Origin of the sequence: Haloterrigena salina JCM 13891 (assembly GCF_000337495.1) — an archaeon.
GTDB classification, from domain to species: domain Archaea; phylum Halobacteriota; class Halobacteria; order Halobacteriales; family Natrialbaceae; genus Haloterrigena; species Haloterrigena salina.
The window spans coordinates 219,473-232,880 of the sequence record NZ_AOIS01000057.1; the positions used below are offsets into that span (position 1 = coordinate 219,473).

Annotated in this window: 6 protein-coding genes and 3 pseudogenes; 6 read left to right on the forward strand and 3 right to left on the reverse strand. The window is 61.4% G+C overall.

The window, feature by feature from the left end; all coding sequences use genetic code 11:
* Positions 1-49 precede the first annotated feature (49 nt).
* From C477_RS17225 to C477_RS17235, 4 genes and pseudogenes are all read left to right on the forward strand, one after another.
* Positions 50-340 (forward strand): HalOD1 output domain-containing protein, encoded by a 291-nt coding sequence (locus C477_RS17225; protein ID WP_008895810.1) that lies wholly within the window; start codon positions 50-52, stop codon positions 338-340.
* Positions 341-360: 20 nt separating this feature from the next.
* Positions 361-2,304: an aldehyde ferredoxin oxidoreductase family protein gene (locus C477_RS17230; RefSeq protein WP_008895811.1), complete on the forward strand. Its 1,944-nt coding sequence runs from the start codon at positions 361-363 to the stop codon at positions 2,302-2,304.
* A 93-nt stretch (positions 2,305-2,397) separates the two neighbouring features.
* Positions 2,398-2,900 (forward strand): annotated as a pseudogene (locus tag C477_RS23145) (DDE-type integrase/transposase/recombinase); the annotation flags it as partial.
* Between the two features lie 239 nt (positions 2,901-3,139).
* Positions 3,140-3,448, forward strand: a complete 309-nt coding sequence (locus tag C477_RS17235) for a hypothetical protein (protein WP_008895812.1) — start codon at positions 3,140-3,142, stop codon at positions 3,446-3,448.
* 312 nt (positions 3,449-3,760) lie between these two features.
* Here C477_RS17235 and ppsA read toward each other — a convergent pair.
* Positions 3,761-6,285 (reverse strand): annotated as a pseudogene (gene ppsA / locus C477_RS17240) (phosphoenolpyruvate synthase).
* Positions 6,286-6,986: 701 nt separating this feature from the next.
* On the opposite strand from ppsA, the pseudogene ppc reads away from it, so the two are divergent.
* Both ppc and C477_RS17250 read left to right on the forward strand, forming a co-directional pair.
* Positions 6,987-9,744: pseudogene (gene ppc, locus C477_RS17245) on the forward strand (phosphoenolpyruvate carboxylase).
* 135 nt (positions 9,745-9,879) lie between these two features.
* Positions 9,880-11,037, forward strand: coding sequence for a glutathione-independent formaldehyde dehydrogenase (locus C477_RS17250; RefSeq protein WP_008895814.1), 1,158 nt, complete (start codon positions 9,880-9,882; stop codon positions 11,035-11,037).
* A gap of 239 nt (positions 11,038-11,276) precedes the next feature.
* Here C477_RS17250 and C477_RS17255 read toward each other — a convergent pair whose 3' ends face one another.
* Complete coding sequence (locus C477_RS17255; protein ID WP_008895815.1) at positions 11,277-12,395, reverse strand: CobW family GTP-binding protein; 1,119 nt, start codon at positions 12,393-12,395, stop codon at positions 11,277-11,279.
* A gap of 383 nt (positions 12,396-12,778) precedes the next feature.
* Positions 12,779-13,192, reverse strand: a complete 414-nt coding sequence (locus C477_RS17260; RefSeq protein ID WP_049914639.1) for an EamA family transporter — start codon at positions 13,190-13,192, stop codon at positions 12,779-12,781.
* Between the last annotated feature and the right edge of the window lie 216 nt (positions 13,193-13,408).

Sequence of the window (13,408 nt, forward strand, 5' to 3'; positions counted from 1 at the left end):
GGAATATTACTCATTAAAGATCATTTTGGTGATTGTCAATCATTAACCTATGAGTAGTGCCGTAGACTCGGCGGCCGACCGACCGACGCATCACTTACACCACGACTGGTCCGGGGAGGAGTGGGCGAGTGATCGTATCGTGCAGGCGATTGCGGAGTACGAAAACGAGCATTTAGAGGATCTCCCGCCGCTGAGCAACAGTATTAATCCAGAGGCGATCGATTCGGCATTTGAATCCACCGACGGGAGCGCCGGTAAGGCCGGGTGTATCACCTTCTCCTACTACGGCTACACCGTTCTCGTGCAGAGCACTGGACAGATTCTTATCAAGAAGAACTGACTCCCCTTACATAGACAACAATGGCAGATATCGGCGGCTTTCAGGACCACGTTGCACGGATCGATCTCGGAAACGACGACGTCGCGTACGAAGGGATCGACGAGGAGGACGCGAAGAAGTACATCGGAGCGCGCGGCCTCGGTGTGAAATACGTCTTCGAACAGGGACCGGACGTCGATCCGCTCGGTCCCGACAACCTACTGGCGTTCATGAACGGCCCGCTGTCGGGGACGCAGGTGACGATGAGCGGCCGAATCGCCGTCTGTACGAAGTCGCCCCTGACCGGGACCGTTACCGACAGTCACCACGGCGGCTGGTCGGGCGCTCGCCTGAAGTGGGCCGGCTTCGACGGGCTCCTGTTCGAAGGGCAGGCCGACGACCCCGTCTACGCCTACGTCGAAGACGGCGCGGTCGAGCTCCGAGACGCCTCCCACCTCTGGGGGAAAGGCGTCCACGAGACCTGCGAGACGATCGAGGACGAGGTCGAGGGCGCCTATGGCAAGAACCTCTCGATCATGGCGATCGGCCCCGGTGGTGAGAACGAAGTCCGATACGCCTGTATCATGAACGAAGACGACCGGGCCTCCGGTCGCGGTGGTACCGGTTGCGTGATGGGCAACAAACGGCTGAAGGCGATCGTCATCAAGTCGAGTACCGAGATGCCACAGCCCGCGGATTCGGAAACGTTCCGCGAGGGCCACCAGCAGGCGATGAAGGCGATCACCGAGTCGGACGTCACTGCGCCCAACGAGGGCGGTCTCTCGATGTACGGGACCAACGTCCTCATGAACCTCACTGAAGAGATGGACGGCCATCCGACCAAGAACGGCCGATACACCTCCGCGATCTCGTACAACGAACACGAGACGGACCGACCGAAGGATCTCGACGCCGAGCGTATCAGCGGCGAGAACGTCCGGGAGAACATCCTCGTCGACGAACCCACGTGTCACTCCTGTCCGGTCGCCTGCAAGAAGGAGGTCGAAGTCGACGTGATGCACAAGGGCGAGGAACTGAACGTCCGGATGGAGTCCTTCGAGTACGAGTCCGCCTGGGCGCTCGGGACGAACTCCGCCAACGACGATCGAGACAGGATCGCCGTGATGATCGACCGCTGTAACGACATGGGCCTCGACACCATCGAGATCGGCAACATCATGGCGATGGCCATGGACGCGACCGAAAAGGGCTATCTCGACGACGTAGACGACGGACTCGACTGGGGCGACGCGGAGACGATGATCGACATGATCGAACGGGTCGCTCGTCGCGAGGACGACCTCGCCGACCTCCTCGCGCGAGGCCAAGCGCGGATGGCCGACGAAATCGACGCCCATGACTGCCGACTCGACGTGAAAGGCCAGTCCATCGCCGCGTACGACCCTCGTTGTATGAAGGGAATGGGTATCGGCTACGCGACCTCGAACCGCGGGGCTTGTCATCTGCGAGGCTACACGCCCGCCGCGGAGATCCTGGGCATCCCCGAGAAAGTCGATCCCTACGAGTACGAAGGGAAGGGCGAACTCACCGCCCAGTTCCAGGACCTCCACGCGATCAGCGACTCGTTCGACATCTGCAAGTTCAACGCCTTCGCCGAAGGCATCGAAGAGTACGTCACCCAGTTCAACGGAATGACCGGGCTGGAGTACACCGAGGAGGACCTGCTCGAGTGCGGCGAACGAATCTATAACCTCGAGCGCTACTACAACAACCTCGTCGGCTTCGACGGCGACGACGACTCGCTGCCCGAGGTGTTCCTCGAAGAAGGCGAGACGCCGGGTCAGGGCGCTTCGGAGGGCGAGTACTGCGAACTCGAGAAGATGAAAGCGGAGTACTACGACCACCGCGGCTGGGTCGACGGCGTCGTCCCCGACGAGAAACTCGACGACCTCGAAATCGAGATCGGTCCCGGAACCGGTGTCAGCGATGGCGGAAGCGGGGCAGCGGTTCCGTCCGACGACTGACGAACCGACCGACAGGTTCCTCGCGGTCTCGAACGGCATTCACGAAGTCCTCACGAGCGCGACCTCGAACGCCTTCTACCGAACTCGTCGACGCTCCGCTTGATCGGCGTTGTACATTCTCGTCACACAATCTGGACCAGGGTACATCAGCTAGCTGTCAACGCCCAGATCCGCCGACGACTGCGCCGTCGCGGGTCGTCATTGATGAAACCGCTGCCAAGATTAACGGCGACTGGTCTTGATCCTACGCTGCAATAGACAGAGACTCACAGCTCATTCTCGATATCGCAGTATTCGGACGGCGAGGCGCCGATTCAGCCGCAGCGTTCCTGCATCGACTGACCGAGAAACACGGTCTCGACGACACGGTGTTTCTCGTCGATGACTACGGGTATCGTACTGACCTCTCTCGATTAGGACTAAGCGGTCTGCTTGACTACGTCGAGAGAAGCCCGATCGGGAAGTGGTTTCATCCCCTCGGGATTCGGTTGATTGCTTCCAGAACTCGTGGGGAGGCAGTCGGACGAGCGTCAGAGAGTCTTGATCGGTTTGTGCATAATTACAATACACAACGACCACACCAGCCACTCGGCTGACAAACGCCAGCGGAGGTGCTAAACTAGAGAGTGCCGCTGTAAACATACCATCGATACATAACGAGGCGCTGCTCCGTGAGCGGCGAAAGTCGACCGACTCAGCATACCCTCACGAACGGTGACTGTTTCTGTTCTCTCCTGTAGTCTCGTAACAGGCGTTAAAACGATGCTCCGTGCCAGAAGCGCTTAACCAGACGGTGCCCGAAGAACTATTATATCGCGTCTCGACGTAGATCGTAATGAGTACGGCTGCCGACGTCTCGCAGCAGAGTACGTTCTCGACGACGATCGACGTCGCTGCAGTCTTGGACCGACTCGGAATCCAGTTCCTCGACGTCCACGACCATCGTGCGATCGTTATCTTCGACGGCGCGATCCTCAACCTCGAGTGCCGCGAGGGTGATCTAACCGCCCTCGAGCGTGCGGAGATCACCGTCTACGATCTTCCAATGCACAGTAACAGAGAGACCGAAAACGAGACCGCGGCCACGATCGGGGTCATCGACGATTTCGTCGAGCAACTGGACGCGACGGCCCAGCCTCCGTGACCCGTCATCAGAAATTGGGTCGCGACGACGAAGGCGGTTCGGTGAGCCGACCGATTCGATCGGTCTCCCGTACCGACTTCGACGAGTCGCCGCTACGTATCGAACCCGACGTTTGACTCCTCCAACTATCGACGTGAAAGGAGAATCGATTCAAACTGGAAGAAAACGACGGATCGTAGTCACTGTCTGAGATCGACGTCCGGCGAACCGGACGACGCCCTCGAATAGGGCCGATGCCTGATCAGTCGGTCAGCGCTTATGTCGATCCTCGTCCGATCCGCTGACGGACTCGAGTCACGTTCGCCCTCGAGTTCACTCCGTTCGCCGCGACTCGAGGAGCAGTTTCTGCTCGACGCGCTTGACCTCGTGCTGGACGTCGCGGACGGCGTCGATGTTCGCGGAGATCGACGTGATCCCTTCCGTGGCGAGGAACTGGACCATCTCCGGCTTGGAGCCGGCTTGGCCGCAGATGCTCGTGTCGACGTCGTGTTCGCGGCAGGTCTCGATGGCGTCGCCGAGCAGCCGCAGGACGGCGGGATGGAGTTCGTCGAAGCGGTCAGCGACGTGCTCGTTGTTCCGGTCGACCGCGAGCGTGTACTGGGTGAGGTCGTTCGTGCCGAAGGAGGCGAAGTCGATGCCCGCTTCGGCCAGTTCCTCAACCGACAGCGCCGCGGCCGGCGTCTCGATCATCGCGCCCCAGCGGCGCTTCTGGGGATCGATACCGGCCTCTTTCAGTAGTTCCTTCGCCCGATAGACGTCCTCGGCGTCGTTGACCAGCGGGAACATGATTTCGACGTTGTCGTAGCCCAGCTCGAAGAGCCGCCGGAACGCCTCGAGTTCGTGGGCGAAGACGTCGGGGCGGTCGAGCGAGCGTCGAATTCCGCGGTAGCCCAGCATCGGGTTGTGCTCCTCGGGTTCGTCCTCGCCGCCCTCGAGCTGGCGGAACTCGTCGGTCGGCGCGTCGAGCGTACGCACGCGGACGGGACGGGGGTAGAACTCGTCGGCGACGGTCCGGATCCCCTCGACGAGTTCGGTGATGTAGACGTCCTCCCCGTTCTCCGCGATGAACTTCGCGGGCGTCTGGTTCAGCGAGAGGATCATGTGCTCCATGCGGAGCAGGCCGACGCCATCGGCGCCCGTCGCCGCCGCCCGTTCGTCCGCTTCAGGAATGGAGACGTTGACCTTCACCTCCGTCGCCGTCATGGGCTTGACCGGCGACTGCGGGCGGACCTCCTCGACGGGTTCGGTCTCTTCGTCGGGTTCGATCTCTTCGCCTTCCAAGACCGCGCCCTTGTCGCCGTCGAGTGTGACGATCTGGCCGTCCTCGAGAACGGTCGTGGCGTTGGTCGTTCCGACGATGGCTGGAACGCCGAGTTCGCGCGAGACGATGGCGGCGTGGCTGGTCATGCCGCCCTCGTCGGTGACGATCCCTGACGTGCGTTTCATCGCGGGCACCATGTCCGGCATCGTCATCTCCGTGACGATGACGTCGCCCTCGCCGACCTTAGCCAGATCGTCGAGCTTTTCGACGATCTTTGCGGGACCGCTAACGGTGCCCGGACTCGAGCCCAGACCATCGACGATGACCTCGCCGGCGTCGCCGTCCGCTCCGGGAGCGCTACTCGCCTCTGCGGCCTGGACAGCGCCGCTGCCGTCAGCGAGTCCCTGCGCAGCGTCGCCGGTCTCGTCGACGGGGTCCGTCGCTTCGGTCGCGTCGCCGGAACCGTCGTCGATAGTCGTGATCGGTCGGGACTGGAGCATGTAGACCTCGCCATCGCCGGACTGCGTCCGGCTGCCAGATGAGCTCCGCTCATCGCTGTCGACGATGGCCCACTCGACGTCCTGGGGTTCGCCGTAGTGGTCCTCGACGCGCTCACCGAGGTCGACGAGCTGATCGATCGCATCCTCGTCTAGCACGCGCGCTTTACGTCTGTTCTCGGGGACCTCTCGCTCGACGGTCTCACCGGTCTCCTCGTCTTTCTCGTGTTTGACTTTCTTCTCGGCGACGGTAACGTCGATCGACCGATCCTCGCGCTCGACGACGTAGTTGTCCGGCGAGACGGCGCCGGAGACGACGGCCTCACCGAGTCCCCAGGCGGCCTCGATGATCATCGTCTGGTCGCCCGTCGAGGGGTGGCTCGTGAACATCACGCCCGACTTCTCGGCGTCGATCATCTGCTGGACGACGACCGCGATGTTGACCGCCGAGTGGTCGAAGCCCTGCTCCTGGCGGTAGTAGATCGCCCGCTGGGTGAACAGCGAGGCCCAACACTCCCGGACCCGGTCCAGTAGGTCCTCCTCGGTGACGTTGAGGAACGTCTCCTGTTGGCCCGCGAAGGAGGCGTCCGGTAGATCTTCGGCCGTCGCCGACGACCGCACCGCGACGAACGCCTCGCCTGCGCGGGACGACGTCCCGCGATCGGACGGGCTCGCCCCATCTGTGCCGATCTGTCGGTAGGACTCGAAGATTTCCTCGCGCAACTCGTCGGGGAACGGCGTCTCGAGGATGAGTTCCTGGGCGCGGTCGGCCGCCTCGGCCAGCGCCGACGAGTCGTCGGCATCGACGTCGACAGCCTCAAACAGTTCCTCGTCGATTTCGGCTTCTTCGATGAACGATCGATAGGTCCCGGCGGTTACGACGAATCCTGGGGGCACGGGCAGCCCAGCACCCGTGAGTTCGCCCAGGGAGGCTCCTTTGCCNGATAGGTCCCGGCGGTTACGACGAATCCTGGGGGCACGGGCAGCCCAGCACCCGTGAGTTCGCCCAGGGAGGCTCCTTTGCCGCCGACCGTCTCGAGGTCGCCGGCGCTGATCTCGTCTAACCAGAGTACAGCCATTGATGTCGACAGAATAGCTGCTGTATCAAGGGATTTTCGCCTTTTCTACGGAACGTGACTTCGGTCCGAGCTGGCGACGGGAAACAACGGTGATGTGAACGGCCGTGATCGGCCGAATGAGCCGCGTGCGGGAGTTTCGTTTGAGCTATCAAACACCAAATATTAGTTATCATACATTATGGGTTCACAGAATCGGGAATCACGAGTGGGAGGTGAGTATTTACAAGTGTATTTTTGTAGTGTGTCTCTGGTCACGGAACGATTCGGAGGTTCTCGCATTCGGATCGGCACCGAGTGACGGACGGATCGATCCGCTGTACGGCGGCATTCGTGACGATGCCCTCGACGCTGCGTCGAATGGTTCTGCGTCTTGATCCCGCAAGTACCGGTGCTGTTGACGAGAGGTTGACCCGTTCAGCGCTATCTAGATACGCAAAATCACACGGGTGAGAGATGTTTGGGTCCTGGTTTCGACAGAGACGGCGAATCCGTCCGCGTGATCGGTCAACTGACCATCGACGTCAGGACGAGAAACAAGGTTCGGCACACCTCTGTCGACGAATTTCGCGATCCAGATTCCAGCATTCGAGAGCCCGAGAGCAGGACTGAGACGGATACAGGCTCACGTCCGTATAAATGAGATTATTGTCAATAATCGGCGACTTTATGAGGGTATTCTATGTAGCCAGCATAGGTGGATTATGCCAACTCATAATAGAGAGATCCAGCGAGACGTCAGAGAACTCGGCGAACTGCTGGGCGAGGTGCTGAAAGACCAGACGTCGCGACAGGCGTTCGAGACGGTCGAGTCGTGTCGCCAGACCGCGATCGAATACCGCTCCGGAAAGCGCGAGTCCCGCGATCCGCTGATCTCGCGACTCGAGGGGCTGTCGCCTCACAATCAGCGAATCGTCGCGCGGGCGTTTACGACCTACTTCGAACTGATCAACCTCGCGGAGGAGCGCGAGCGGGTTCGGACGATCCGCACCGAATCCAACGAGGGAACGCTCGAGGACGGTCTCGACGCTGCGGCCGCAGAACTCGGCGAAGAAGACGTCGATACCGTCAACCAGGTGTTGGACGACGTGCTGATCGAGCCGACGTTCACCGCACATCCGACCGAAGCGCGACGGAAAACGGTCAAATCCAAACTCAGAGCGATCTCGACGCATCTCGAGACGCTGGACGAACAGTTGCTGACCGACACGGAGCAAGCGCAGGCGTGGCGGGATATCGATGCCGAGGTGACGAGCCTCTGGCAGACCCCGCAGGTTCGAAACCGCCAGCCCGAACCCGAAGACGAGGCGCGCAACGTCCAGTGGTACCTCGAGAACACGCTGTTCGACGTCGTCGGCGAGGTCTACGACGAACTCGCCGACGCCATCGACGCGGAGACGGCNCACGCTGTTCGACGTCGTCGGCGAGGTCTACGACGAACTCGCCGACGCCATCGACGCGGAGACGGCGGGCGACCTCGAGATTCCGAAGTTGTTCGAGTTCCGCTCGTGGGCGGGCAGCGACCGCGACGGGAACCCCTACGTGACCCCCGAGGTGACCGCGAACACCCTCGAGCGCCAGCGCGAGGTCGTCCTCGAGAAGTACCGCGAGCAACTCAAGCGCCTCTCGGGCGTGCTGAGCCAAGACGGCAGCCGAATCGATACCGGCGGCGAGTTCGAGGCCTCCCTCGAGGACGACCGTGAACGGCTTCCCGGCAGCGCCCGCATGGCCGAAGAACGCTACCCCGACGAACCGTACCGCCAGAAGCTCAAACTCATGCGCGAGCGCCTCGCGCGCGTCGGTGACGTCCGGCCGGGCGGCTACGACGACGTCGACGAACTCCTCGACGACCTCGCGGTCATCGCACAGAGCCTCCGTAACAACGTGGCCGAAAACGTCGTCGAGGCCCACGTCGACCCGATCCGGCGACAGGTCGCCACCTTCGGCTTCTCGCTGGCCAGCCTCGACCTGCGCGAACATCAGCAGAGGCATACCGACGCTATCGCCGAGGCCCTCGAAAGCGAGGGGATCAACTACTACGATCTCTCGGAGGAGGAACGCGTCGAGTTCCTGACCGACGCCGTCCTGCAGGACGAATCCGTGCTCGACCTCGGAGAGACCGACGGGCTGACCGACGACTCGGCCCGCGTCCTCGAACTCTTCGACAGCCTCGCCGACTGGCAGACCGAGTACGGCGTCGAGGCCATCGATACCTACTGCATCTCGATGACCGAAGAGCCAAGCCACGTCCTCGAGGTGCTCTTTTTGGCGGATCAGGCCGGCGTCGTCTCGCTCCCCGAACACGCGGGGATCGACATCGTCCCGCTTCTGGAAACCGAGTACGCCCTCTCGGGAGCCCGCCGGATCATGGGCACGCTCTTCAAGAACGAAGCCTACGGTCAGGCCCTCGAGGCCCGCGGGCGGACCCAGGAGATCATGCTGGGTTACTCGGACTCGAACAAGGAGAACGGGTTCCTGGCCGCGAACTGGTCGTTATATAAGAACCAGCGCCGACTGGGCGGGATCTGCGACGATTACGACGTCCAGATGCGGCTGTTCCACGGCCGCGGCGGCTCGATTTCCCGCGGCGGCGGCCCGATGAACGAGGCGTTGCTGGCCCTGCCGAACAACACGATCACCGGCCAGGTCAAATTCACCGAACAGGGCGAGGCGATCGCCGAGAAGTACGGCAATCCTCGCATCGCCGAGCGCAACATCGAGCAGATGCTCAACGCCCAGCTCCGGGCGCGCAAGCAGACGATCAACCAACCCGAAGAGGAGATTCCCGCGGAGTGGATCGACGCCATGGAGACCATGGCCGACGCCGCCCGCCGGGAGTACCGGAACCTCCTCGAGAGCGACGGCTTCGTCCGATACTTCGAGCAAGCGACGCCGATTACGGTGATCGAGGACCTCAACCTCGGCTCGCGGCCGGCTTCGCGGTCGGGCGAGCGCAGCGTCGAGGATCTCCGGGCGATCCCGTGGGTGTTCTCCTGGACCCAGTCGCGATGCATCCTCCCGGGTTGGTACGCCGTCGCGACTGGTATCGACGCGTACTTAGACGACGGTGGCTCGATGGATATCCTTCGGGAGATGTACGACGAGTGGCCGTTCTTCCGCACGACGCTGGACAATGCCGCCCTCTCGCTGTCCCGGACCGATCTCGAGATCGCTGCGCAATACGCGGACATCGCGGATCCCGACCTTCGCGAGCGGTTCTTCTCGCGCGTAACTGCTGAGTACGAACGTGCGCTCGAACTGATCACCGAGATCGGCCGGCGCGACGAACTCCATCCCCGCGACTGGCTCGGTGAGAACCTCGAACGCCGGAATCCGTACGTCGATCCGCTAAACGTACTGCAGGTCTATTTACTCGATCAGACCCATCGCACGGATCTCGAGGAGCGAACGCTTCGGTTGACGGTCAAAGGAATCGCTGCCGGGATGAAAAACACCGGGTGAAACGGCAAACATGTAGAACGGATCTTCGCCACTAAAGGTTGTTGATTTTACAGGTTGAGTTTTAACCGTATGAATAAACACCGAATATAAATATGATCCGCTCGTGGATGATAGTGGAGATATCGATCAATGTCCATGAATGCCGTCGTTTACAAAGGCGAACGCGAGGTTGCGGTCGAAGAAGTAGAACAACCCCAGATCGAGCACCCGAACGACGTCGTGATCGACATCACGACGACGTGCATCTGCGGGTCCGACCTCCACATGTACGAAGGGCGGACGGCCGCAGAGTCGGGGATCGTGTTCGGGCACGAGAACATGGGGATCGTGACCGAGATCGGCGACGCGGTGAGTTCCCTTGAGGTAGGCGACCGCGTCGTCGCGCCGTTCAACGTCGCCTGTGGCTTCTGTGAGAACTGCGAGAACGGCTACACGGGCTTCTGTACGAGCGTCAATCCCGGATTCGCCGGCGGCGCGTACGGCTACGTCGCGATGGGGCCGTACCAGGGCGGTCAGGCCGAGCAACTCCGCATTCCGTACGCGGACTTCAACGCGCTCAAACTGCCCGACGGAGATGAACACGAGGACTCGTTTGCACTGCTCGCGGACATCTTCCCGACCGGCTGGCACGGCACGGAACTCGCCAACCTCGAGTCCGGTGACTCCGTCGCTATCTACGGTGCCGGGCCGGTGGGCCTGATGGCGGCCTACAGCGCCAAGCTCAAGGGTGCCGCGGAGATTTACGTCGTCGACCGCGTTCCCAGCCGCCTCGAACTGGCCGAGGAACACTGCGACGCGACGCCGATCAACTTCGAGGAAGGCGACCCGGTCGAACAGATCAAGGACATCCACGGCGGGGGCGTGGACAAGGGCGTCGACGCCGTCGGATACCAGGCGATCGACCCGGATAAGGAAGGCGACGACGCGTACGACCCCGCTCGCGAGAATCCGGCGGTCGTCATCAACAATCTCATCCGGACGGTCCGCCCGACCGGTGAGCTCGGGATTCCGGGGCTGTACGTCCCCGATGACCCCGGAGCACCGGACGACATGGCCGCACAGGGTCGTCTCGGTATCGACTTTGGCCTCCTCTTCGAGAAAGGGCAGGCGCTCGGTACCGGCCAGTGCAACGTCAAGGAGTACAACCGCGAACTCCGCGACATGATCATCGAAGGGCGCGCCGATCCAAGCTGGGTCGTCTCACACCGCGTCGACCTAGAGGACGCACCGGAGATGTACGAGAAATTCGACAACCGCGAGGAAGGCGTCACGAAGGTCCTGCTGGAACCGTAACCCTCGCGCGATCAAACGCCTCCGTTTTTAGCGTGACGATGTCGCTCTACGTCATATGGGAACACGCTACCCACAGGATTCTTCGTCCCTAGACGGCCGGACGCGAGGGACCGAGTACGAGACGCGACGAGTATCGGCGTACGATGCGAACCGGACAGTCACCGGGATGGGTCAACGTCGGCTGCGAGGAGTATGCAGGTGCTGGAACGACCAGCGAAGGGATCAGCTCTGGGCGGAGATCAAGCGGATCCGCGGGGGAAGGGGTCAGTAGCGTACGCTTCGGTCTGTTCGTCGGACGCCGCCAGACAGTCGTCGAGTTCGTCGGTCACGGCCGCTTCGTCGAGGTCGCTACCGATGAACACTAACCGCGTCGCCGGGTCGTCGTCTCCCCATTCGCCGATCGGGCCAGCCTGAACGGACGGACCGGCCTGACTCACCCCGAGAACCGTCTCCGGGCGACTCGCAACCCACGCGAATCCTTTCGCGCGGATAATCTTGCCGTCCCAGTCGTCGAGCCACGCGTCGAACCGCTCGGGGTGGAAGGGACGCTCTCGCCGATAGACGAACGACTCGACGCCGTGGGCCTCGGCCGCCGAAACGGCATCGTCACCGTGGTCGTGACCCGGATGCTCGTTTGCTGCTTCTCCGGACAGCGCTCGCTTCCAGCCTTGTTGCCGCCGTGCCGCTTCGAAGTCGAACGATCCGGTGTCGAGAACGGCACTCGGGTCGACATCGCTGTACGTCGTTCGATGAAGCGTCGCACGCGGCTGGAGTTTACGGATGGCAGCCTCGATAGACTCCCGCGCATCATCGGGAACCATATCGCATTTGTTCAGCAGCAACACGTCGCAGAACTCGATTTGGTCGACTAACACCTCGGTCAGCGGGCGCTCCGGGTCCGGGGCAGCATCCGGGAGGGATTCCCCGGAATCGAACGCTTTCCAGAACCCGTAAGCGTCGACGACCGAAACCGTCGTATCGAGGCGGAACCGGTCCGGAAGGCTGTCTTCGTTTGTCCCCTCCGTGAGCGCACGAGCGATGGGAACCGGTTCGCTGATTCCCGACGCCTCGACGACGAGGTAGTCGAACGAACGCTCCTCGGCCAACCGCGTCGCTTGAGCGACGAGGTCGTCCTGGAGCCGACAGCAGATACACCCGTTCGAGAGGTCGACGACACCTTCTTCCGTCTCGTCGGCGATCAACTCCGCGTCGACGTTGACCTCGCCCATGTCGTTGACGATGACGGCGATTCGCCTCTCGCCGGGGTTGTTCAGCAGTCGGTTGACCAGCGTCGTTTTACCCGCACCCAGCGGTCCACTGATAACGGTGATCGGAATCTCCGATGGAGACGTGACCATTCCGTATGGTATTTCATGTCGACGGATAATGAATCTCCCGTCATCACCGAGAGTGATGGTTCGGCGTCCGCTCCAATAGCGGCGATACAGGGGCCGTTATCGAAGTTCTGTGTTCGCGGCTGGCATCGAGTCAGAACGGGGACACGTGCGCTATAGACTTGTTCGAACCGCCCACAACAGGTGATCTACTTGATGTGTTGTAAAGAACGGGAAAACGTGCCGTTTCGTCTATCCCGATACGGAGAGAGCTCGCGCTCTCGTCGCCTCTGAGCAATTACGCCTGCTTTCGCATGTACTCGACGACAGTCGCCGGTTCCTCGTGCAATCCGCCGCCCTGCGTACCGGTCGTACTGACTCACGCGCGACCATCGAATCAATCCAATCTATCGAGTGAGTAAGACGATACTGAGACATGCGAACGCGATTCCAGCAAATCTCGTTATCGTAACCTCGTCTCCGAGAACGACGATACCGAGGACGGCCGCGACGACGAAGTACATGGCACCGAGGGTAGAGACCAGTGTCGTTGACGCCTGGGAGAATCCGATGTGGCCGATTCCAGCGAAGGATCCGGCCGCGCTAGCAAGCAGTCCTCCTCTCGCAGTAACGGCGATCGATGCATCCGAAACGACGATCGAGCCAAGTGCGAGAAGACCCGCTACGAGATACGTGATCGCGGCCGCAGTCCTCGGATCGATGGACTGCGATGCACCGTTACCGAAGATTATCCAAATACCCCACGACGTCATTGTAATTAAGCCGAAGAGAATTCCCGAATACATTCCGATAAATCCCATCGGTAAGGGCCTCGGGACGCTATTTAGAGAAAAGCCAGGTTCATCATGACTGGTGTTTAAATACTCGCTGCTGAGGTTGTTGTTCCACGTCTAAACAAGGCCCTTCCCACGTGATGTCCTGAGAATTCCGGACTACCTCGTTTCCCATTCGCTCGAACGTGACAGCGTTTCCATCGCCGGGATCGCGGTCAGTTTCGAAGTCCAGGCGAACGTTCT

Coding starts and splice junctions, on each gene's coding strand:
- C477_RS17225 (WP_008895810.1), top strand. CDS start 50: ATGAGTAGTGCCGTAGACTCGGCGGCCGACCGACCGACGCATCACTTA.
- C477_RS17230 (WP_008895811.1), top strand. CDS start 361: ATGGCAGATATCGGCGGCTTTCAGGACCACGTTGCACGGATCGATCTC.
- C477_RS17235 (WP_008895812.1), top strand. CDS start 3,140: ATGAGTACGGCTGCCGACGTCTCGCAGCAGAGTACGTTCTCGACGACG.
- C477_RS17250 (WP_008895814.1), top strand. CDS start 9,880: ATGAATGCCGTCGTTTACAAAGGCGAACGCGAGGTTGCGGTCGAAGAA.
- C477_RS17255 (WP_008895815.1), bottom strand. CDS start 12,395: ATGGTCACGTCTCCATCGGAGATTCCGATCACCGTTATCAGTGGACCG.
- C477_RS17260 (WP_049914639.1), bottom strand. CDS start 13,192: ATGGGATTTATCGGAATGTATTCGGGAATTCTCTTCGGCTTAATTACA.